The sequence below is a fragment of the Rufibacter sediminis genome (assembly GCF_014269285.1).
GTDB classification, from domain to species: Bacteria; Bacteroidota; Bacteroidia; order Cytophagales; family Hymenobacteraceae; genus Nibribacter; species Nibribacter sediminis.
In genome coordinates, this window is record NZ_JACOAF010000037.1 from 57947 (window position 1) to 79227 (window position 21281).

The following is a 21281-nucleotide window of genomic DNA, read 5'->3' on the forward strand; positions in this document are numbered from 1 at the left end:
TCCGTTCTTGGCTGCTGCACGGCTCTGTTTTTAGGCTCGTTTTGTGAAAACGAGCCTAAAAACAGAGCTTTTTTTTGCACTCTTAAAACATAGTGATAGTACTTCAAACTTCTAAGGTATCATCTGTTCTAGCATTTATTTTATTTAAGTCAGACTTAATAATGATATAAGTCATTCCGGCGGAACTTATTAAGGTTGAACTTACGTCTGCAAATAAATAATATTCTATTCCGTATGACCACGATACTATGCCCGACCGATTTTTCCAAGAGCTCGAAGAACGCGATCCACTACGCCGATGAAATTGCGCAGCGCATCAACTCTCATGTGCTCTTATTCCACAACATCCCGGAGCCGGTTTCTACTTCCTCAGAGGCTATGGGCCACGAGGCGGGGTATCCCACCAAAGAAGAAATCAAGCGGAAAGTAAAGAAACTCTCCAAGTTGAAAGGGATTAGAGAAGATGAGGAAGAAAACGGGTGGGGCGGATCGGTATCCTATGAAACCAGAATACGCTACGGCGAAACGCACCAGAAAATAGCGCACTTAGCGCAGGAGGAAAAAGTGGATCTGGTGGTCTTGGGCACCGAGGAAGCCGAAAACATAGCGGATCATTCCCTGGCCGATCAGGTGGTGCAGCAGGTGGCCTGCCCGGTGCTCATGGTTCCCGGCAAAGTCTCCTTCAAACCGCTGCGGAGAATTGTGGTAGCTACTGACCTGCGGGGTTTTTGCCCCGCTGATATGAATTTGGTTCTGAAACTGGTCAACTACTTCGGGGCGCAGCTGCATTTGGTACACGTATTGACCAAGGACGATGCTACCGCCCGTCAGTTCTCGCTGGAAGAACTGGAGAGAATGAGCAAGCGCATTACCTACCAACGCGTAAGCCACCACGTGGAAGTGAACGCCTCGGTTTGCGATGGTATCACGCAGTTCTGCCGCACCCACCGCGCCGATATGCTGGTGATGGGCGCCCACACCCCTGATGCCTGGGAACATCTGTTCCGGTTAGGAACCGAACAGAAAAACGACCTGCAACTGCCATTCCTGCTGGTTCACGCGAAGAAAATCAGGGTATAAGTTCATCCGTTTTCGCACTGCTTTTCTAAAAAGTATCTACATCTGAAACTACAGTGTCTACCTGCGCCAGAAAAGCGCCTGTTTTGTAAAAATACCCTTAAAACGAGAGAGCCCGGCGGTTTGCCAGGCTCTCTGTTTTTGTAATGCAATGTACTTGCGTGTTGCTTAACGAATCAAAGCTTAGATAAAAGGATGTACGTATGTAATCTGGAATATAAGGTGATGCCTTGCAAAAATTCAACCCACTGAACCTTCAAGGTTTTCTGAAAAGCAGAACACTCCGGGGAGGTCTTAGACCAACTCAGCCGATTTCTCCAGGTTAAACAAAGCACTCAACCCTTCAATCAGCGCTTCTGACTCGCCGCGCTGGCAGGCGGCTTTCAGTTCCAGGGCGGGCATTTTCACGATCTTGTTCAGGATGTTTTTGGTGATGGTCTCCACCAGTTCCTGCTCCGGGCCGCTGAGTTGTTTCACATAGCGGGCCAACTCGCGCTGCCGGATTTCCTCTAACCGGTTTTTGAACTGCTGCAGCGCCGGCGACATGCTCATCTCACGGGTCCAGGTCTGGAACTCAGCCATGGCTTCGGTCACGATTTGGTGTACCGCCGGAATGGCGGCCAATCTTGTTTCCAGGGCTTCGGTTGCGCGGTTCTTGATATTGTCTACGTTGTACACGTGGGTATTCTCCAGCTCTGCCAGGGCACTGTCAATGCTGCGGGGCATGGAAAGGTCTACAAAGAAATGCGGTTTCTGCTCGCCCATGCGCTCCACTACCTCTTTACTGATGAAGAAGCAGTCGCCGGGCACGGAGGAGATCACCACATCGGCGGATGCCATGGCTTCCCACACGTTTTCCCAGTAGATGGCCTGGGCATTGCACTTCTGGGCCAGTTCCACGGCTTTGTGGTGGGTACGGTTGGCGATGGTGATGTTCCGGACGGTGGATTTCTGGAAGTTATCGCAGACGTTGGCGCCAATCTCGCCTACGCCCAGCATCAATACCTTGGGGTTCTCTACGTTTTTGGTGAGTTCCTCTACCAGTTCAACGGTGGCGTAGGACACGGAAGCGGCTCCGTCTTTGAACGCGGTTTCGTTCACCACGCGCTTGTTCGTGAAGAAAATGGTGTGCAGCAAGCGGTGCAGATATGGCCCCACCATGTTGGCATCAGAAGCCCACTGGTAGGCGTTCTTCACTTGGTTCATGATCTGCATGTCCCCCACCACTTGCGACTCCAGCCCGAGCGCAACCTGAAATAAGTGCTGCACGGCTTCTTGCTCCCGGGTAAGGTGTTTGAAGTAAGGGGCAATCTCGGTGGTAGCGATAAAGCCTTTCTCCAGGGCAATGAGTTTGATGATCTCTTTGGAATAATCATGCTCAGAAGCGTAATACACCTCGGTGCGGTTACAGGTGGAAAGCACCAGTACATCCTGCGCCTGCGTGAAATCCTTAATTTTATCCAACAGGTTCCGGCATCCAATCTCGTTTAAGGCAACCGCCTCCCGCACCGCAATAGGGGCGTGCTTGTAAGAAAGAGTGAGGGCTTTGAAAGATGTCTGCATGGTCATGTTTAATTCCACTGCAAATTTCAGCAGGAAGCAGTGCTTAAAACATGATGATTGTCAGTTTAGGGGAAAGGATTTGTCAGTCTGGCGCTTAGCCTGTCCTGCTTTAGGCCTGTTTTAATGAAAACAGGCCTAAAGCAGGACAGGCTAAGATAACTATGCTTCAAGTTTCTAACTTGGAGCTACTTTGACGCAAGTTTGCAACCTGCGGATGTCTCAGGTTTTATAATGACGGAAGTTATAAACTTCCATCATGGTAGCCACAAGTTAAAAACTTGCGGCAGGAAAATAATGGTGGCGAGTTTTTAACTTCGTTTTCACTAAACAGCCCTAAAACGCCACTCACTCACTCACTCACTCACTCACTCACTCACTCACTCACTCACTCACTCACTCACTCCTTAGTTCCGCATTTTGGCGAGTTTCTGGGAGTTGAGGATGAAGATTTTGCTTCCGCGGGTGTCAATGAGTTTCTCGTCTTTGAAGTCGGCGAGGGTGCGGATGACGGTTTCCTTGGAGGCGCCCACAATGCTGGCCAGGTCTTCGCGGGAAATGGACATCTCGGTGATGCTGTTCCCCTCCTGCTGGTACTGTTTCTCCACCAGAAGCAAGGCTTCGGCCACGCGCTTGCGCACCGAGTTGTAGGCCAGTTTCAGGAGGCGGTCTTCGCGGTCGGCTAGGTTATCGGAGAGGATTTTGATGAACTTGTTGGCCACGTCGCGGTTCTGGTGCAGGAGCGTGAAAAAGTCCTCCTTCGGAATCAGGTACACCTCAGAATCTTCCAGCGCCATGGCAGACTCGCGGTACGCGTTTTCCTCCAGCAGATCCAGGTACCCGATGAAGTCGCCGTCTTTGTAGAGGTTGGTGATGTACTCACGGCCGTCTTCGTTGGCTTTGTAGGTCTTGATCTTGCCTTTGCTCAGGAAAAACAGGGCGTTGGGGAAATTGCCTTCCAGAAAGAGGTTGTGCTTTTTCTTGAAGACCGTCACGCGGCGCTCGTCAGAAATCAGCCTGTTGAGTTCTTCGTAGCCTTTGGCTTCCTGGATGAACTCGTCCAGGCCCTGCACGTTCTTCTGGAACTCGGCTTTGAGGATCTCATTTTTCTTGAGGCGCATCTCCACGGCATCCAGCAGTTCCAGGTCATCGAAGGGTTTGGTGAGGTAGTCATCGGCGCCCAGTTTCATGCCTTTCCGGAAATCGTCTTTCTCAGACTTGGCCGTCAGGAACACAAACGGAATGCTGGAAGTCTCGGGGCTTTTGCTCAGCAGGTGCAGCACGCCGTATCCGTCTAACTGGGGCATCATGATGTCGCAGATGATGAGGTCGGGCTGTTCTCTGCGGGCCAGGTCCACGCCTACTTTTCCGTTTTCGGCTTCTACTACTTGGTAGTTGGCGAGCGAGAGAATCTCAGCGGTGTTCTCCCTGATTTCCTGGTTGTCTTCTATCAGCAGTATTTTTTTCATAGCTACAGCGTTTGCGGGAAAGTGATGGTAAACGTGGTGCCTTTGTCCAGCACGCTCTGGTACTCCAGCGTGCCGTCCATGACTTCTACGTATCGTTTGACAATGTTGAGGCCCAGACCGGTGCCCTGGATGTTGGTGGCGTTTTGCGCCCGGAAAAACGGCGTAAACAAATGCGTCTGGTCCTGCGCCGGTATCCCGATGCCTTCGTCCTGCACGGTGATGGTGACTTTCTGCGGAGTGATGCTGGTGGCCAGGTGCACGTTTTTGCCTTCGGCGGAGTACTTGCTGGCGTTGGACAATAGGTTGATAAGAATGTTCTTCAAGAGTTGCTTGTCCAGTTCCACCAACTCCTGCTCGCCCTGATGCTGGTAGAGGATTTTCTGGCCCTCTTTCACCAGCGCCTGCATTTCCTCCACGCTTTCCTTCACAAACGCCACCAGGTTAAAGGTAGACGGAATGTTGTACACCTTGCCCTCTTCAATGCGGCTGATGGACAGGAAATCGTTCAGGATGACCGTCAGGTTCTGCACCGCCGATTTAATTCGGTCTACGTGCTTCAGGCGCTTGTCGTCTTCCTCAGTGGTCTTGTAGCGCGCGATGATGGAGGCCGAGGAAAGCACCGTGCTCAAGGGCGTGCGGAACTCATGCGAGGCCGTGGTCACGAACCGAGATTTGAGCTCGTTCAGTTCTTTTTCCTTCTGCAGCGCTTTCTCAATGTCCAGTTGCGCCTCGTAGAGGATGCGGTTGGTGTTCTCCAGTTTCTGAATGGCCTCGGCCAATTCCTGGGTTCTTTCTTCCACCCGTTGCTCCAGCTGCGCGTTCAGCGTCTGAATCTGGGTGAGGCTTTTGGCGTGCTCAATGCTGTACCGGATGGACCGTTCCAGGTCATACGGGTTGAAGGTGCCTTTTACCAGGTAATCCTGCGCGCCGGCGCGCATGGCTTTCTCATCGGTTTCGCGGTCGGTTTGGCCGGTGAGCAGGATAAACGGGGCGGTGGTGCCTTCCTCCACGGCTTTGGTGATCAGTTCCAGGCCGTCATGCGCGCCCAGGAAAAAGTCTACCAGGTAAACATCGTGTTTCTTCTCCCGGATGAGGGCGAGCGCCTCGGGGAAGGAGGCTGTCCAGTCCAGGTGGTAGTGGCGGCCCGGAATATCCTGAATGATGTCACGGGTTATCACGAAGTCATCTTCATCGTCATCCACCAACAAGATTCTTATTTGATCCGCCATACAGGTTACGTTTTTGCCACTTACTGCGGCAACTGGGATATTGTTTTAGACCTGTTTCCAAAAACAGGAATCATCATGGTTGAGAGAACTACACTGGCAGAGTAAATCAAGCTCAACATGAATGCCATGGAGCCTGACATGATCCAGAAATAAGTGATAACTGTTAAAATCACTACCAGGTTAAACAAAACCTTAACAAGGAAGGAGGACTTTGTTCTTGCAACTAAAAATTTAAAACTTAAAAACGAGATCAGTAATGCTGGTAGGGAGAAGAATGCTCCAAACAATATAAAGAGTACTAAAAACTCAATGCCAACATTCAATTTTTGATCAATACACCCAACAATCACCAATAATAAAGGGGCTACAATCACGATGACCAAGACCCATATTTCTAGAGGGAATAAATTATTGGGGTGTTTTTCCATCTTAGAGTTTTAACAATGTAAATCCTTAAGGCTTAGGCAGCTCCACGATCTCGAACCAGTACTTGGTGAGGGTTTTCATGACATCCACCAGGGCCGCAAAGGTGACCGGCTTGGTGATGAAGGAACTCACGCCCAGGTCATAGGTGCGCAGAATGTCTTCCTCGGCTTTGGACGTGGTCAAAACCACCACCGGAATGACGCGCAGGTGCTCATCGGCTTTGATTTCCTTCAGAGCCTCGCGGCCGTCTTTTTTGGGCATGTTCAGGTCCAGCAGGATAAGGCCCGGCGTGGGAAACTTAGCTTTGTCAGTGAACTTGCCGCGGTTGTGCAGGTAGTCAACTAGTTCCTCGCCGTTTTCTACAAACTGGATCTCGTTCGTTAATCTATTCTCTTCCAGCGCGTCTCTGACCAGCATGCGGTCTTCGGCGTCGTCGTCGGCAATGAGAATGACAATGGTTCTTTTTTTGGGGCTCATAGGGTTCTAAGGCTTATTCCTGAAGGTGTCTGGTGGCCAGGGTTATGACGAAGGTGGTGCCCTCGCCGGGTTTGCTGCGGGCGGTGATATCGCCGCCGTGGCGGATGGCTATTTTGCGGCAAATGGCCAGGCCAATGCCGGAGCCTTCGTATTTCTGCCCTTCCAGACGCTGAAAGATATTAAAAATCCGGTCAAGGTACTTCTCATCAAACCCAATGCCGTTGTCAGACACCTCAATGGACACGTGTTGATCGCCGGGTGTGGAGGTCAGGTGCGCCGTGCGCTGCACGTTCTGGCTGGCAATGCGCACCACCGGCGTGGTATCGTCTTTCCGGAACTTGATGGCGTTGCTGATGAGGTTTTGGAACAACTGGCGCATCTGGGTGGGCTCGGCCTCCAGCGTGGGCAGCGGCGTGCGCTCAATCACGGTTCCGGTTTTCTCAATGGTGATTTCCAGATCAGACAACACGCCGTCCAGAATGGCGTTCAGGTCCACGTTCTCAAACGGCTTTGATTTGGTGGTGACGCGGGAGAAGGTGAGCAGGTCATTGATGAGGTTCTGCATGCGTACCGCGGCGTTGAGCATGCGGTCTACGTAGTCCTTCCCCTGCTCGCTAAGATTGGCCTGCTCCTTGGTCTTGAGCCGGTCCCCGAAGGCCTGGATCTTGCGCAACGGTTCCTGCAAGTCATGCGAAGACACGTACGCGAAGTCCTGCAACTCCCCGTTGCTGCGCTCCAGCTCGGCGGCATAGCGGCGCAACCGCTCCTCACTCACTTTCTGCCGGGTAATGTCATGGATGAACCCGGTATACACCTTGCGGTCGGTGAGTTGGACTTCACTGATGCTCAGGTACAGCGGAAAAACGGTGCCGTCTTTCTTCAGGCCAGACACCTCGCGGCCAATGCCAATGATTTTGCGGTGCCCGGTCTGGTGGTAGTTGTCCATGTACCCGTCGTGCCGGCTGTGGTCGGGCTCGGGCATCAGCAGGCTGATGTTTTTGCCCAGCAGTTCCTCCTCCTGGTAGCCAAACAGCTTGGCCGCCGAGGGGTTTACCATCTCTATGAACCCACGGGTATCAATGGTGATGATGCCGTCTACCGCCGCCTGAATGATGGAGTTGATCTTGTTTTCGCTCTCGCGCTGGGCCTGCTCAGCTTGTTTCTGCTGCGAGATGTCATGGATGATGCCCGTGAAGATGATCTTGTCCTGCAATTTCACCTCCGAGATACTCAGCAGAAACGGGAACACTGATTTGTCTTTGCGCATGCCCACCACCTCGCGGCCAATGCCAATGATCTTCCGCTCGCCGGTACGGTTGTAATTGTCTATGTACCCGTCATGGCGGCTCTGGTCGGGCTCGGGCATCAGCATTCTGATGTTCTGCCCGATGATCTCCGCGGGCTCATACCCGAAGATGCGGGCGGCGGCAGGGTTCACCGTTTCAATGGTGCCCCGCTGGTCAATGGTGATAATACCGTCTATGGCCGTGTCAATGATGGCTTTCAGACGGGCCTGGTCATCCAGGTGGTGCGGAGCGGAGGGCGACAACAGTTCTTCCAAATCAAGATGTTTTTATAAAAGTAGACACATTGCCGACTTTTATCAATTATTTTTATCATTTGTGCTCAGAACTTACTCATACGCATCTGTTTTTAGCACGTTTTCAGGAAAATACCTCTAAAACAGACTCCCTCCGCTTCCGCTGCTTTTCCATCTGGCCCCATGAAGAAAACCCATGAAGGCAAGCAGAACCAACCTCTCCGTTTCTCCTGGCGGACTGCATCACCTGCTCCAGTCCGGTAACCTTCTCGTTTTTAGGTCGATTTTCGTTTTCCGGCTCCTAAACGGAGCGCATGACCAAAGTCACTCCGGGCTCTGACAACCATCATTCCTTCCGGCGGGCAGAGCCGCTAGTTTTGCAGACAAGTACGGCATTCAGCATTGATCTCTTACTTATTCTGGTCTTATGAAAACGATATTAGTTCCTACAGATTTCTCTTCAATCGCGGCCAATGCGGTACAGTATGCGGCTTCTCTGGTGCGGCAGAAAGGCGGCCGGTTGCTTTTAGTGCATACCGTTGATTTTTCAACCGCCGTGTCGCCGGAAGGCGTGCCCCTCATTCCGTTTGATGCCCAATTGATAGAAGACGCCGAGGAAGCGCTGCAGCTCATGGCCCAGAACCTGCGGGCTGAGCATGGGTTTGCCTTTGAGGTGGAGACCTTCTGCCTCTATGGCCCCTTGATCCCGCTGCTGAACGAGCAGGTGAAAACCCAGGCTGTGGATCTGGTGGTGATGGGGACGCACGGAGAAAGCAACCTCCTGGACAAACTGATGGGGACCAATGCTTCTTCCTATATCAAAGAGGCGCTTTGCCCGGTGCTGGTGATTCCGGCCAATGTGCCGTTTGCGCCCGTGCGCCATATTGCCTACGCCTCTGATTTCGAGAACGAGGAAACCGTTTACCTGAAACAACTTTTCCAGCTGGCCTCCTTCCTGGGGTCTGAAGTCAACATCATCAACATCAAATCAGAAAAGCAGCTGGATCTGGTGTCTGACAACCAGGTGCTGAAAAGCATCCACAAGCATTTCCCCAATAACAAGTACACCATTGCGCAGTTCCAGAACGATGACATCATTGCCGGGCTGAAGGGTTTTGTGCGGGAGAATCAGATGGAGGTGCTGGCCGTTTCCATTCAGGACCGCGATTGGCTGGAGGAGTTATTCCACCACAGCATCACCAAGAAACTGGCGTTGCAGGCCTTTGTGCCTTTGCTGGCTCTTCCGGCGGCTCCTTACCAGTTCCAGAACCAACGTACCACCAAAAAGACCGCTCCGGTTATTTAAGCAGGAAGCCAATACCAGCTAAAAAGGCATGAGACGCAGATTCAGTTCATGGGCGGTACTGCTCTTGTTGCTTTTATCACTTCAGGGAGCGGCGCAGCCCCGCACGTATGACCCGGCGGAACAGGTGCTGCGGATGCGCAAAGCAGTGGCGCACTATGAACGGCTGGCGGCCCTCCAACAATGGATTTCGCTGGAGGAAAAGGTCTGCCTGAACAACGGCGCGCCCGATGCCTGCCACCAGTCTCTCCGGGAGAACCTGCAACTCACCGGCGACCTGCCAGGCTCTCTCGCCTCCATTGATTCCGTTTACGATGAACAACTGCGCCAGGCGGTCATCCGGTTTCAGCGCCGGCACGGGCTTACGCCCGATGGCGTGGCCGGACACCAAACCCTGGAGGCCCTGAACGTGCCGCCCGCCGCCCGGCTGAAGCAGCTGCAACTGAACCTGCAGCGCTGGGAAGCCGCCGCCGCCCTGCAAAAAGAACCGTTGGTGTTGGTCAACATCCCGGATTATACGCTGCACCTGCTGGACTCTTCGGGTGCCGAGGTTTGGCAAACCCGGGTGGTGGTGGGGCAACCCAGCCCCGCCTTCCAGACCGAACCCCTGACGAGCCGCATCAGTTATCTGGTGCTAAACCCCTCCTGGACCGTACCACAGAGCATTCTGCAGCGCGAGATCATTCCTATGTTGCAAAAGGACTTGGGCTACCTCTCCCGGAATCAGATGCAGCTTTACCGCCTTACCGGTTCTACCCGCACTCCCCTCTCTGTGCAGCAGGTGAACTGGCACACCGTAGACCTTACCAAAGACAAGCTGCTGGTGGTGCAGCGTCCCGGCCCGTCCAATGCCTTGGGCCACCTCAAGTTCATCTTCGCCAATCCTTACCAGATTTACCTGCATGACACGCCGGCCAAGGCGCTCTTCGCTCACCCCCTCCGGGCGTACAGCCACGGGTGCGTAAGAGTGCAGGACCCTGAAACGTTAGGCGCTTACCTGCTGTCTTCTAACTGGCAGAACCGCCCCAGCTCGGCACCGCTTCTCGCGCAAACTGCGTTGGAGAAAAAGCTCTATCTACCGGCTCCAGTGACCGTTCAGCTGGCGTATTACACCTGCTGGGTAGATGATCTGGGCGAGGTTCAGTTCAGAAAAGACATTTACCAACGAGACAAAAGCCTGGGGCAAGTTCCTGTTTTATAGCTGAAATTCAGAAATCAGCCCTAAAACGGGAATCATGCTTGTGACCTTGACTTCGGTCCATATCAGGAAACCACGGCTTTTTTCCAGTCGTTTTGCCCACAGTTGGCACATTCGCCGGACGGTTTTTGCGGGCCTTTGGCTAAGTTACCGCAGCTGGCGCAGGCAAACTTTTCAGGGGCGGCTTTTTGGTCCCGTTGGAGGTCTGGGTCGATGTCTGGCACCAGCGAAAGTCCTTCGCGCTCGTCCTGGAATTGCTTGATGGTGAACGCGCCGTTGGCCTCCATGTAGGTGCGCTGCACTTTGCCCAGGTTGTAGATATCAGAGTACCGCAGCTGGGCAAAAAGCCGCTCCCGCGGAATACGGGCCTGTTCCATGGCTTTCAGCTGCAGGCAGCCGTCTTTCACCAGAATGTCCATGTCGTCCATGACTATCTGCTCGAAACCGGCATCCTGGGTGCTTCGCCAGGCAATGAAACGCTCTATGCCGATCACCACCATCGCAATGATGACAATGGGCACAATGCCGCGTGAGGGGTCCATCAGGGCGACACCGTTGGCCGCGGCCAGCGAGACCAGGGCGGCCATTTCAGTGCGGCTCAGCATGGAGGCCATGCGCTTGCCCATGAGCCGCATGGACAGCATGAGCACAAAGTAGATGAAGGCAATCCGGATGACTACTTCCAACAGGAAAACCCAGGGCACTTCGCCCAGCACAATCCGGAGCCAATCGGTTATATGAATATCTTCTGGTTTCATGGGGGAGATTCTTAATTGGTGGCCGCGGCGGTCCACTCATTACAGGAACAGTTGGGGCAGGAGGTGCCCTGCGCCTGAGGGGCCTCGGCCACGAAGCCGCACCGGATACAGGCAAGATATTTTTGGTCTAAGGCCTGAGAATGCACCAGGTCTTCGTCTTTCAGGGGATAAATAGATAGACCAGGTTTGGGAGGCTCCTCTTTCACGATACTGAACAGACCGCAGCCTTCCATGTACAGGCGTTTCACTTCCCCCAGGTGGGAGATGTTTTTGGTGCGCAGCGCGGCGAAGACTTGGTCTTTAGAAAGCCTCAGGTTTTCCATCTCCTCAATGCCCAGCACGCCTTCCTTCAAGACCAGCGACACGTCTCCCTGGGTAATCACTTCTACCTTCCGGTTCCGGAAGGCGAGCAGCGTGACGCCCCGTTGAAAGAACAGAGCACAGACAAACGTCACAATGCCCAGCAGCACTCCCCGGTCCGGCAATTGCATGGGCGCGGAGGCAATCCCCCCCAAGGTCACCATCACGGCCAGCTCAGAGATGGTTAACTGGCCGTTCATCCGTTTCCCCATCAGGCGAAGCACCAGTAACAAGGCCAGGAATATGATCAGCGTCCGGATGAGGACTTCCAACATAAATTCCCAAGACGTATTCCCGATCAGGAGACGTTGCCAATCTGGGAAATAGATCTCTTCTTTTTTCATAACCTTCTCCAATACGTGCAGACAAGCAAAGAGAGTTATCCGGTTTCTCAGCGAATAAATACGGAAGTTTCCAAGAAACGGGGATTTCTACTGTCAACTTTAGTAGCGAAAGGCGCATTCTGTGGTGAATCTCATATGGCAGTTCCGCCAAGTAAAAGCGCATTCTAACGCTGCATGGATGAATCCGACAGGATAACTCAAGGCCGATATTGCCTGATTACGTTTCGGGGCCGAAAAACGGAAAACAGCAGAAAACCAGGGCAATGGAAGCTCAGCTGATTTACCTTGACTTTGCTGAATTCAGCCCTAAAACGGTTCGGGACAGTTTTACGCCGATGGTGCTGCCGGGCTCACTAATTGATGTTTATCAACGTAAGGAATGATAAAGATCATAGCGCCAATCAACTGGCAATTAGAAATTTACATCATCCCAAACGAAGATTCATTACTTCTAAAAACAACGCTTATGGAAACGATCATCTGCCCCACCGATTTCTCAACCTGTGCTGAGAACGCCCTGTGGTATTCAGATTCCTTAGCGCAGTGGCTGCAGGCCCGCATCGTTTTGTTTCACAATGTCTATGTTCCGGTGGTGGTGGAATTAGCTCCCGCAGAAGGCGTTCCTTTTGTGGAAGCGGTCCAGGACCCCGAGTACAGGCAGATGCAGCAAACCAAACTGGATATCCTTATCCAAACCTTCCATAGCCAGGACCGGGAAATGGCGGTACCTATTGAGAGCAGAATCAAGTACGGAGACACGCTTAGCAGCCTGGTAAAACTGGCCAAAGACGAACACGCCGACCTGATTGTGCTGGGCCACGCGGGTTTTCAAGAGATGTTTGATGACTCGTTCACCGCCAGCATCATCAAGGAATCTCCCTGCCCGGTGCTCATTGTTCCGCCGCACGTGACGTTTTCCCGCCCCAAGAAAATTGTGTTTGCCACCGATCTGCAAGGGGAATCTTTCACAGACGTGAGTCTGGTGTGCCAGCTGGCCCGGCTCTTCCAAGCGGAGATACAGCTGCTCCACGTCTTGAAGGAAGAGAGTTTTACCCGCCGGCAGGAAGCCCAGGCAGGTTTGGCCCTTTTGAAGAAACGGATGCCGCACCAGAATCTTTCCTGCCACCTGACTGTGCACCCGGAGTTGGCCGAAGGAATCCACCGGTTCTGTTTCGATCAGCAGGCCGATATGCTGGTAGTTGGGTGGCGCAACAAGAACCTCTGGCAGCAGCTGTTTCAGCATGACAAAACCAGTGACATTGCCGCTCATAGCTTTCTGCCCCTGCTGGTCATTCACCACCAGCACTAGCTCCCCGGCTGTCTGCCTCTATAGCGGAGGCACCGCGTTTTGAGCCCTTTTTCCGGAAACGAAGGCCAAAACAAGTTGCAACTTGATCCCTTTAAATGGTTGCATTTCCATCTTCAGATACCGCTTAGCTAACCAATTCCATCAGGATTTCTCACCCATCAGAGTAACGCTCCTATCCACTTGCCACTATGAAATTACTTGTCACCACCGACCATTCCAGAGAAGCCCATCAGGCGTTTCTGTACGCCTTAGATATGGCCGTCTCGCTCAAGGCCGAGGTTATCTTGCTCCAGGTGTTTCACCAGCAGATTCCGCTCTCCCAGGCCCTGCACCCGCAGGAGTATGTAGCTGCGCTGGAAGCCGAAAAAACCCGGCAACTGGAAAACTACGCCCAAGCATTACAGGCTGAGCGGAGCCATAACTTCAGTTTCCGGTTTCATGCAGCGGCGGCTGTTGAGAAAGAAATTCCTGCGGATTTTTCTTTGACGGAAAGCGGACAACACTACCTAGAGGTTCTTCCGGATGCTCAAGCCGACCTTCCTATCCGGTGCGTAGCCAAATTTGGGAATGCCTCGGAAAAGATTCTGGAGTTCATGGATGACCTCTCTGCGGACCTGGTCCTCATGGGCACGCATGGCGGCGGAGACCTGAGCCGGGCTTTGCTGGGGAGTGTGGTCACGGAAGTTATTTTGAATGCCACCGTTCCGGTGTTGGTTGTTCCGTCCTCAGCGGAATTCACCGGTCTGCAGACCCTGGCCTTCGCCGCCGATCTGCACCAGTTGCCGCACCCAGACCACCTGACCTTCCTGGGGAAACTGGCGGAGAAGTCTTCGGCACGGCTGGAGGTTTTGCACCTGTACCATTCAGAGAAGGAGGAGGAGCTTCAGGCCATTCAGCAGGGCCTCAACCAACTGGACAGCAATGTACCCGTGAATTTCTCCGTGCACTTCCGGTTTACAAACCAGCCCGAAAAAGCCATCCGCGAATTTGTTTCCACCACGCAGCCTGATCTGCTGGTAGTGGCTCCGCACCACCACACGTATCTGGACATAGTGCGGCACAAGAGCATCACCGGTGATTTAACCGCCCAACCTTTGCTTCCTCTCCTGGCGCTTCCCGCAAGCGCCGGCCAGCAGCCTGCTTCGCTGAAAGAATCCTTTGCTACAGAAGACACGCTTCTTCTTTCCACCTCAATCCTTTCTCAAGATGAACAAGATTCTAGTACCCACTGACTTTTCTGCGCCGGCCAAAAAAGCGCTTCTCTTCGCCCTGGACCTCGCGCTCAAAACCAATGCTCAATTGTTGGTTTGCCATGTGTACCAGCGGCTTTCCCCTTTCCTGGGCGATTCCTATGAAACCACCGAGGAGCCGCGCCGGCGCGCCATGGGGCAAATGGAAGATTTCCTGCGGGTAGCCACCTCGGCGTGCTATAGCGCCGTCCCCATAGAGTACCTGGTCAGAGAAGGGAATCCCCTGCAGCGCCTAAGCCAGCTGATTAACCAGGACCAGGTCAGTCTGGTGGTGATGGGTACCAAGGGAGCGCACGACCGGCTGGGGAAAATCTTTGGCACCATCACGGAGACGCTGGTGAAAAGAAGCCTTTGCCCGGTGGTGGCCATTCCTGAGAAAGCTCCACTCCATGCCATAGAAAACATGGTGTACACCTCTACCCTGGAGCACAGCGAAGTACCGGCCCTCGGCCTGCTTTTACAGTTGAAGGACCTCTTCAAAGCAAATTTGACCGTTCTGCACGTCAAGAGTGAAGACCAGTTAGATCTGGTAGAAGACAACCTCATCCAAGAACAGCTTCGGGAGGAGTTTCCCCAGCAGGAGTTCCGCTTCGAGACCGTGGCCCAGGAAGAGGTGGTCAAGGGCATCTTAGATTACCTCCGGCAGCACCAGACCCACCTCCTTGCGTTTACCGTGCTGGAGCACGATTTCTGGGAAGTACTGTTCCAGGACAGTGTCACCACCCATCTGCTGCACCGTCTGGAAATACCTATGCTGGCCCTGCCCTTTCACCCATCAAAGCGTACCCTCGTCCAGAAATTGACGCACGAACGTTTCCCCTTAGAGAGCCAGCTGGTGTAAACCTTTCGGTCAAACCTCTTTGCCCATCCTCCCCCGCGTTTTCCTCCTGTTTTTATAAAAACGGGAGGAAAACGCGGGGGAGTTTTTTTCAACTTACCCTAACTGCGTTTCAGGGCCGGAAAATGGAAAGCGGCTGAAAACTGTATTTCCGGAGGAAGCACCTGCATCCTGGCGAAACCACCACCAACTCGTTCATGCGTTCCGTAATCCTCCGCTTGGCGAGCAGCTTGTTTTTGGCCTGATTTCCTGAAAAGAGGCTTAAATCAGGCAACCATCATTTCGTTGACCATCAGCCTTCTACTTTCCTTAACACCTCCTTCCGTAGTCTTCCCTAATAAAAAATAGCCTACTCCTTTATGCAATCGGCGTGTCGGCTGCATCTTGAGGTAAAAGAAGACCTGTACCTGTATGTTTTACTAGTTCCTATTTATTTCTTTCTTTATACACGCTTACAGACCCCGCTGCATGTTTCTAAAGCTATTCTCCCGCTCCAAGCCACCCCAAGACCTGGAACTGATACAGCAGTATCGGGAGACCGGCGATGTGCAACTGGTGGGTCAGTTATTTGAGCGCTACACAGAAATGGTGTACCTGATCTGCCTCAAGTACCTGAAGGACGAGGAGGAAAGCAAAGACGCGACCATGCACATTTTTGAGCAGCTTATTTCCGCGCTTCCCCGGCACGAGGTTTCCAACTTCAAAAGCTGGCTGCACGTGCTCACCAAGAACCACTGCCTCATGCAGCTGCGGACCCGAAAAAGCCGGGGTACCGAGCTGATGGATGAGAAAACAATGCCGCTGGTGGAGAAAGCCGCCCTGGCCCACGCCGTTGATGCTAATGCCGCTGACCCGGAACAGGAACTGCAGCTCCTCTCCAGGGCCCTTTCTACCCTGGGGCCCGAGCAGCGCACCTGCGTAGAGCTTTTCTACCTCCAGAAAAAAAGCTACAAAGAAGTGGCCGACCTCACCGGGTACGAGATTGGGCAAGTGAAAAGCCACATCCAGAACGGCAAACGAAACCTTAAAAATTACATGACCAAAAACTATGAGCAGGAATAACCTCCCCGAAGACTGGGATGCCCAGGAGCATCCTTCGCTGGAGGTACTGCGTCAGTACCAAGCCGGTGAACTTTCCGCTGCACAAAGCCACCACTTGGAAAGGCACCTGGTTTCCTGTGAGATGTGCTCAGACCTGCTGGAAGGCATGACCATGGCCCAGCCAGCCCGCGTGAAACTGGCGGTGCGGGAAACCCGAGGCCGCCTGAAGAACCTGCTGGCCCAGAAAAAGCGCAAACGCAAGGTATTCCAGTGGCCGGTCTGGCAAACGGCCGCCGTGCTGCTGGTGCTTCTCTTTGCCATTGCCGAGGTAGTGTACCACCAGTATTTCGCCGGAGCCAATCAGGGGCATTTCAAACCTGCGCCGGGCGCAACCCAAGCCTCCTGGCAGTTGAGGGGCGTAGTTCTGGACGATGCTGGACAAGCCGTGAACGGGGCCAGCATCCAGGTGCAAGGCACTACCACCCAGTCGATCACAAACCATCGCGGCGAATTTGAAGTAGCCTTCCAGACCGAACAAGCGGTAATCCTGGTCTCCCACCCGGGGTACGTCCCCAAAGAAATGCCCGTACGCTCGTCAAACCATCCAATAGAAATTACGCTGGCCAAAGCAGATTGAGTTTCTGTTAGTAAGTTGCCCTATGAATGATTACCTCTTCCAGACTTGGCAAAACTCCCTCGTTCCAAGTTCAAGCAGAGCCACAGGCGTGGCAGAACTTAGCCAGAGAGTTGGCTTTACTGGAATAGTTGTAACCTTCCATTTCCGGGCCGGAACGTTTTAGGGCTCTTTCTATAAAACAGGCTAAAAACAAAGTTCTGCCGGTGAATTGCCAAAGGTACCTTCCCCTTTCCGCCGTTTTTCTGGAAAAGACGTTTACAGGTAAGCGACATTTTTCAGAAACAAGGCCTAAAACGCAATGGCAGAACAGACCAGAAAGACCATCCGGTGGGGCATCATCGGGTGTGGCAACGTAACCGAAGTAAAAAGCGGACCCGCCTTCCAGAAAGTACCTCATTCTTCCTTGGTGGCCGTTATGCGCCGCAACGGCGAGAAAGCCCAAGACTATGCCCAACGGCACGTGGTGCCCAAGTGGTATGACAACGCCCAGGCCCTGATAGACGACCCCGAGGTGGATGCCGTGTACATCGCCACGCCGCCAGATTCCCACGCTGAATACACGCTGGCAGTAGCCGCCGCGGGCAAACCGGTGTACGTGGAGAAACCCATGGCCCTGAATTACGCCCAGTGCCAGGAAATGGTAAAGGCCTGCCAAACCGCCCAGGTGCCGCTGTTTGTGGCCTACTACCGGCGGCGCCTGCCCTCCTTCCTGAAGGTGAAAGAACTGCTGGAGGCCGGCACCATTGGCGAGGTGAAGCTGGTCAACATCCGGCTATTCCATCCGGTGCAGGAAAACCTGAACCCGCACGAGTTGCCCTGGAGGGTACAGCCCGAAATTGCCGGCGGCGGCCTTTTCTTCGACCTGGCTTCGCATCAACTGGATTACCTGGATTATTTGTTGGGGCCCATCACCGCCGCCTCGGGGCAAACCGAAAACCAGGCCGGGCTTTATCCCGCCGAGGACATCGTGACAGGGCAGTTCCGCTTCGCCAGCGGCGTGCTGGGGACGGGCATCTGGTGCTTCACGGTGGCTCCCGGCCAGTTCAAAGATGAGATCGATATCATCGGGAGCCAGGGGCGCATCACCTTCCCTTCCTTCGCCCTGGAGCCCATCAAAGTGGAGACCGCCCAGGAAACCGAAGCCTACTTTTTACCCCCGCCCCCACACGTGCAACAGCCCTTCATCCAGACCATTGTAGAGGAACTGACCGGCCAGGGCAAATGCCCCAGCACCGGCGAGTCTGCGGCCCGCACCGCCTGGGTCATGGATCAGATCGTGGGTCGGTAACGTTCCGGCGTTTTCTCCCTCTTCCCCGCTGGCTGGTTTAGGGGCTGTTTCCGGAAAACAGCCCCTAAACCAGCGGCCGGAATCTTTTGCCCAAAAAGAAGGTTGTGCAAGCGACCCCCTCCTGCCCGAAGGGAACAACTAAGCATCTAAACAACAGAATGGCTCAAGAAAGGCGACGCCTGTTTTTCCGAATTTGAAAAACAACTATGCTTTTTCCCGCCTTCGTTTCTAAAACTTTATTTTTTCAGAAGAATCGGTTCAGAATATTTCAATGTTTCACAATTATTGATATCTTGCGCAATCGATTGCACATACTACCTTCCGAGCTATGTTACACAGATTTTTAAAAATCCATCCGAACGACAATGTGCTGGTAGCACTCACGGATTTAAAAAAAGGCGACACCGTGGAATACGACGGCTCGCGGATCGTTTTGGCCGATGATGTTCAAGCCAAGCATAAGTTTGCACAACGCCCGCTGGCCGCGGGTGAGGAGATCCTGATGTACGGGTCTTTGGTTGGCAAAGCGGTCTATGACATTCCCGTAGGTGGCGTCCTGACCACTGCCAACGTGAAGCACCAGGTGAACGGCTTTACCGGCAAAACCAAGACCATCGGCTGGCAAGCTCCCGATGTCTCCAAGTGGGCGAACCGCACGTTCATGGGCTACCATCGCCCGGACGGGCAGGTGGGCACCGGTAACTACTGGCTCGTGATTCCGCTGGTGTTCTGCGAGAACCGCAACGTGGACATCATCAAGCAAGCCTTCCTGGATGAACTCGGTTTCGGTCAGCGCGATGTGTATAAATCGTATGTGCAGCAGATGGTAGAGCTGTACCAAACCGGCAACACCCAGGCTATTGAGACCCTCGCCTTGCAGAAAACCGCGGCCCCGGTGCAGCGCAGGATCTTTGAAAACGTAGACGGCATCAAATTCCTGACCCACGAAGGCGGCTGCGGCGGCACCCGGCAAGACTCTGACATGCTGTGCGCCCTTCTCGCTGATTATATCCACCACCCCAACGTAGCCGGGGCTACCGTCCTGAGTCTGGGTTGCCAGAACGCGCAGGTGAGCATCCTGGAAAGCAAACTCCAGGCCCTTGACCCTAACTTCTCTAAACCGGTTATTGTACTGGAGCAGCAGAAAGAAGGCACCGAGGAAGAGATGATGTCCAAAGCCATCCGCCAGACGTTCCTGGCTTTGATTGAAGCCGATAAACTGAAAAGAGCGCCCGCGCCGCTGAGCAAACTTTCCATTGGGCTGGAGTGCGGGGGTTCAGACGGATTCTCCGGCATCTCGGCGAACCCGGCCATTGGGCATACCTCAGACATTCTGGTGGCCCTGGGCGGAAAAACCGTTCTCTCTGAGTTCCCCGAGCTGTGCGGCGTGGAGCAGGAACTGATCAACCGCTGCGAGAGCAATAAAGCCGCCGAGCGGTTCGCCTCTCTGATGCGCGCGTACGCGGCCTCGGCCGAGGCCGTGGGCTCGGGCTTTGACATGAACCCCAGCCCGGGCAACATCCGCGACGGCTTGATCACCGATGCCATCAAATCGGCGGGAGCCGCTAAAAAGGGCGGTACCTCCCCCATTGTGGATGTGTTGGATTACCCAGAATACGCCACCAAACCCGGCCTGAACCTCCTGTGCACCCCGGGCAATGACGTGGAATGCACCACGGCTCTAGTGGGCGCCGGCACCAACATTGTGCTGTTCACCACGGGGCTGGGCACGCCCACCGGCAACCCTATTGCACCGGTGATCAAAATCTCCTCTAACACCAAGCTGGCGCAACGCATGCCCGATATCATTGACATTGATACCGGGGCGGTGATTTCCGGCGAGAAAACCATTGAGCAGATGGGCGAAGACGTGCTGGATTTCATCATTGAAGTAGCCAGCGGCCGGATTGAGACCAAAGAGAAAATCCTGCAGCAAGACGACTTCATTCCCTGGAAAAGAGGCGTTTCCTTATAGTTTCTCAAAAAACGTACTGGCGGCAACCAGCTCAAAAGACGGGTCCTGCACCTTAAAACCGCTTCAGCTTTGCGTACCATCTGAGGCGGAGGAGCAGGGCCTCTTTTATTATCCATCCTATTCAGACTATATTCGTTCATCACTACACAAAACACAACCGTATGAATGATGCATTAGCGCTTCCCGTTGGTACCACCCTGGACCGGTTTATCATGCGCAAACAGGAGGAATTCCCGTACGCCACCGGTGAGTTATCGCAGTTGCTGCGCGACATGGCTTTGGCCGCCAAAATCGTGAGCCGCGAGATCAGCCGCGCCGATCAGGCCACCATGGGGTCTTTCGGGCAGCAGAATGTACAGGGCGAAGAGCAGCAGAAGCTGGATTTGATTGCCAACATACGGTTTGTGCGGGCGCTGCGCAACGGCGGTGAGGTGTGCGCCATTGTCTCTGAGGAGGAGGAAGACATCATCCATACGGGCAATACCAACGCCAAGTACATTGTGGCCATGGACCCGCTGGACGGCTCGTCTAACATTGACGTGAACATTCCCGTGGGGACGATCTTCTCCATTTACCGGCGCTTGTCCGAAGGCGGCCAGAACGGCACGCTGGAAGATTGCCTCCAGAAGGGAACGCAGCAAGCGGCCGCCGGCTACATTCTGTACGGCGCCTCCACCATGCTGGTGTACACCACTGGCCACGGCGTGAACGGCTTCACCTATGAACCTTCCCTTGGCGAGTTTTTCCTCTCGCACCCCAACATGAAGATCCCCAGCCACGGAAAGCAGTATTCCTGCAATGACGCCAACGTGAGCAATTTCCCGCTGGGCATCCAGAACTACCTGGCGTTCTGCCGCGAGCAGAAATACTCTTCCCGCTACATAGGGTCGCTGGTCGCTGATTTCCACCGGAATCTCCTCAAAGGCGGCATTTACTTTTACCCGGCCTCTGCGAAAAACAAAACCGGCAAGCTCCGGCTGCTGTACGAATGCAACCCACTGGCTTTCATAGCCGAACAGGCGGGCGGACAGGCCACCGATGGCATTGAACGCATCCTGGACAAAACACCCACCGCCCTGCATGAACGCTGCCCGCTGGTGATTGGCTCATCAGAGATGATTGAAAAAGTTAAAAAGTACATGACGCTGTAACGCCGGTTGACAGCTTCAATCCAAAGAGGCGCGTGAGGGCGGGTTTTTAGA

Annotated in this window: 19 protein-coding genes; 11 read left to right on the plus strand and 8 right to left on the minus strand. The window is 53.8% G+C overall.

The window, feature by feature from the left end; translation table 11 throughout:
* Window positions 1-234: 234 nt before the first annotated feature.
* Window positions 235-1080, plus strand: a complete 846-nt coding sequence (locus H7U12_RS15720; RefSeq protein ID WP_186639722.1) for a universal stress protein — start codon at window positions 235-237, stop codon at window positions 1078-1080.
* A gap of 291 nt (window positions 1081-1371) precedes the next feature.
* Here the strand turns inward: H7U12_RS15720 and hemA are convergent, their stop codons facing one another.
* The 6 genes from hemA to H7U12_RS15750 all read right to left on the minus strand — a co-directional run bounded on the left by hemA (window position 1372) and on the right by H7U12_RS15750 (window position 7799).
* Complete coding sequence (gene hemA, locus H7U12_RS15725; RefSeq protein WP_186639724.1) at window positions 1372-2640, minus strand: glutamyl-tRNA reductase; 1269 nt, start codon at window positions 2638-2640, stop codon at window positions 1372-1374.
* 404 nt (window positions 2641-3044) lie between these two features.
* Entirely contained in the window at window positions 3045-4106 is a 1062-nt protein-coding gene (locus H7U12_RS15730; RefSeq protein WP_186639726.1) for a response regulator, read from the minus strand.
* A 2-nt stretch (window positions 4107-4108) separates the two neighbouring features.
* Window positions 4109-5335 carry a hybrid sensor histidine kinase/response regulator gene (locus tag H7U12_RS15735; protein ID WP_186639728.1) on the minus strand — a complete coding sequence of 409 codons (1227 nt, stop codon included), beginning with the start codon at window positions 5333-5335 and terminating at the stop codon, window positions 4109-4111.
* A 20-nt stretch (window positions 5336-5355) separates the two neighbouring features.
* Complete coding sequence (locus tag H7U12_RS15740; RefSeq protein WP_186639730.1) at window positions 5356-5763, minus strand: hypothetical protein; 408 nt, start codon at window positions 5761-5763, stop codon at window positions 5356-5358.
* 25 nt (window positions 5764-5788) lie between these two features.
* Window positions 5789-6238 carry a response regulator gene (locus H7U12_RS15745; RefSeq protein ID WP_186639732.1) on the minus strand — a complete coding sequence of 150 codons (450 nt, stop codon included), beginning with the start codon at window positions 6236-6238 and terminating at the stop codon, window positions 5789-5791.
* Window positions 6239-6251: 13 nt separating this feature from the next.
* A complete protein-coding gene (locus H7U12_RS15750) occupies window positions 6252-7799 on the minus strand; it encodes a sensor histidine kinase (RefSeq protein WP_241749467.1) in 1548 nt (515 codons plus the stop codon).
* A 406-nt stretch (window positions 7800-8205) separates the two neighbouring features.
* On the opposite strand from H7U12_RS15750, the gene H7U12_RS15755 reads away from it, so the two are divergent.
* Window positions 8206-9084: a universal stress protein gene (locus H7U12_RS15755; RefSeq protein WP_186639734.1), complete on the plus strand. Its 879-nt coding sequence runs from the start codon at window positions 8206-8208 to the stop codon at window positions 9082-9084.
* A 28-nt stretch (window positions 9085-9112) separates the two neighbouring features.
* Window positions 9113-10282, plus strand: a complete 1170-nt coding sequence (locus H7U12_RS15760) for a L,D-transpeptidase family protein (protein ID WP_186639736.1) — start codon at window positions 9113-9115, stop codon at window positions 10280-10282.
* Window positions 10283-10344: 62 nt separating this feature from the next.
* Here H7U12_RS15760 and H7U12_RS15765 read toward each other — a convergent pair whose 3' ends face one another.
* Both H7U12_RS15765 and H7U12_RS15770 read right to left on the minus strand, forming a co-directional pair.
* The gene (locus tag H7U12_RS15765) at window positions 10345-11037 is read right to left on the minus strand and encodes a DUF421 domain-containing protein (protein WP_186639738.1); all 693 of its coding nucleotides are present in this window, start codon (window positions 11035-11037) and stop codon (window positions 10345-10347) included.
* Between the two features lie 11 nt (window positions 11038-11048).
* Window positions 11049-11741 (minus strand): DUF421 domain-containing protein, encoded by a 693-nt coding sequence (locus H7U12_RS15770; protein WP_186639740.1) that lies wholly within the window; start codon window positions 11739-11741, stop codon window positions 11049-11051.
* A gap of 466 nt (window positions 11742-12207) precedes the next feature.
* Between H7U12_RS15770 and H7U12_RS15775 the strand changes: the two genes are divergently transcribed.
* The 8 genes from H7U12_RS15775 to fbp all read left to right on the plus strand — a co-directional run bounded on the left by H7U12_RS15775 (window position 12208) and on the right by fbp (window position 21230).
* Window positions 12208-13050, plus strand: a complete 843-nt coding sequence (locus H7U12_RS15775; protein WP_186639742.1) for a universal stress protein — start codon at window positions 12208-12210, stop codon at window positions 13048-13050.
* Between the two features lie 188 nt (window positions 13051-13238).
* On the plus strand, window positions 13239-14282 hold the full coding sequence (locus tag H7U12_RS15780) for a universal stress protein (RefSeq protein WP_186639744.1): 1044 nt from the start codon (window positions 13239-13241) through the stop codon (window positions 14280-14282).
* Complete coding sequence (locus H7U12_RS15785) at window positions 14257-15141, plus strand: universal stress protein (protein ID WP_186639746.1); 885 nt, start codon at window positions 14257-14259, stop codon at window positions 15139-15141. Before H7U12_RS15780 ends, H7U12_RS15785 begins: the two co-directional genes overlap by 26 nt.
* A 465-nt stretch (window positions 15142-15606) precedes the next feature.
* Window positions 15607-16200, plus strand: coding sequence for an RNA polymerase sigma factor (locus H7U12_RS15790; RefSeq protein ID WP_186639748.1), 594 nt, complete (start codon window positions 15607-15609; stop codon window positions 16198-16200).
* Window positions 16187-16816, plus strand: coding sequence for a carboxypeptidase-like regulatory domain-containing protein (locus tag H7U12_RS15795; protein ID WP_186639751.1), 630 nt, complete (start codon window positions 16187-16189; stop codon window positions 16814-16816). Before H7U12_RS15790 ends, H7U12_RS15795 begins: the two co-directional genes overlap by 14 nt.
* Window positions 16817-17114: 298 nt before the next feature.
* Window positions 17115-18104, plus strand: a complete 990-nt coding sequence (locus tag H7U12_RS15800; RefSeq protein WP_186639753.1) for a Gfo/Idh/MocA family protein — start codon at window positions 17115-17117, stop codon at window positions 18102-18104.
* Window positions 18105-18432: 328 nt separating this feature from the next.
* On the plus strand, window positions 18433-20079 hold the full coding sequence (locus H7U12_RS15805; protein ID WP_186639755.1) for a UxaA family hydrolase: 1647 nt from the start codon (window positions 18433-18435) through the stop codon (window positions 20077-20079).
* A 161-nt stretch (window positions 20080-20240) separates the two neighbouring features.
* Complete coding sequence (gene fbp, locus H7U12_RS15810; protein WP_186639757.1) at window positions 20241-21230, plus strand: class 1 fructose-bisphosphatase; 990 nt, start codon at window positions 20241-20243, stop codon at window positions 21228-21230.
* Window positions 21231-21281 lie beyond the last annotated feature (51 nt).

Coding starts and splice junctions, on each gene's coding strand:
- H7U12_RS15720 (WP_186639722.1), top strand. CDS start 235: ATGACCACGATACTATGCCCGACCGATTTTTCCAAGAGCTCGAAGAAC.
- hemA (WP_186639724.1), bottom strand. CDS start 2,640: ATGCAGACATCTTTCAAAGCCCTCACTCTTTCTTACAAGCACGCCCCT.
- H7U12_RS15730 (WP_186639726.1), bottom strand. CDS start 4,106: ATGAAAAAAATACTGCTGATAGAAGACAACCAGGAAATCAGGGAGAAC.
- H7U12_RS15735 (WP_186639728.1), bottom strand. CDS start 5,335: ATGGCGGATCAAATAAGAATCTTGTTGGTGGATGACGATGAAGATGAC.
- H7U12_RS15740 (WP_186639730.1), bottom strand. CDS start 5,763: ATGGAAAAACACCCCAATAATTTATTCCCTCTAGAAATATGGGTCTTG.
- H7U12_RS15745 (WP_186639732.1), bottom strand. CDS start 6,238: ATGAGCCCCAAAAAAAGAACCATTGTCATTCTCATTGCCGACGACGAC.
- H7U12_RS15755 (WP_186639734.1), top strand. CDS start 8,206: ATGAAAACGATATTAGTTCCTACAGATTTCTCTTCAATCGCGGCCAAT.
- H7U12_RS15760 (WP_186639736.1), top strand. CDS start 9,113: ATGAGACGCAGATTCAGTTCATGGGCGGTACTGCTCTTGTTGCTTTTA.
- H7U12_RS15765 (WP_186639738.1), bottom strand. CDS start 11,037: ATGAAACCAGAAGATATTCATATAACCGATTGGCTCCGGATTGTGCTG.
- H7U12_RS15770 (WP_186639740.1), bottom strand. CDS start 11,741: ATGAAAAAAGAAGAGATCTATTTCCCAGATTGGCAACGTCTCCTGATC.
- H7U12_RS15775 (WP_186639742.1), top strand. CDS start 12,208: ATGGAAACGATCATCTGCCCCACCGATTTCTCAACCTGTGCTGAGAAC.
- H7U12_RS15780 (WP_186639744.1), top strand. CDS start 13,239: ATGAAATTACTTGTCACCACCGACCATTCCAGAGAAGCCCATCAGGCG.
- H7U12_RS15785 (WP_186639746.1), top strand. CDS start 14,257: ATGAACAAGATTCTAGTACCCACTGACTTTTCTGCGCCGGCCAAAAAA.
- H7U12_RS15790 (WP_186639748.1), top strand. CDS start 15,607: ATGTTTCTAAAGCTATTCTCCCGCTCCAAGCCACCCCAAGACCTGGAA.
- H7U12_RS15795 (WP_186639751.1), top strand. CDS start 16,187: ATGAGCAGGAATAACCTCCCCGAAGACTGGGATGCCCAGGAGCATCCT.
- H7U12_RS15800 (WP_186639753.1), top strand. CDS start 17,115: ATGGCAGAACAGACCAGAAAGACCATCCGGTGGGGCATCATCGGGTGT.
- H7U12_RS15805 (WP_186639755.1), top strand. CDS start 18,433: ATGTTACACAGATTTTTAAAAATCCATCCGAACGACAATGTGCTGGTA.
- fbp (WP_186639757.1), top strand. CDS start 20,241: ATGAATGATGCATTAGCGCTTCCCGTTGGTACCACCCTGGACCGGTTT.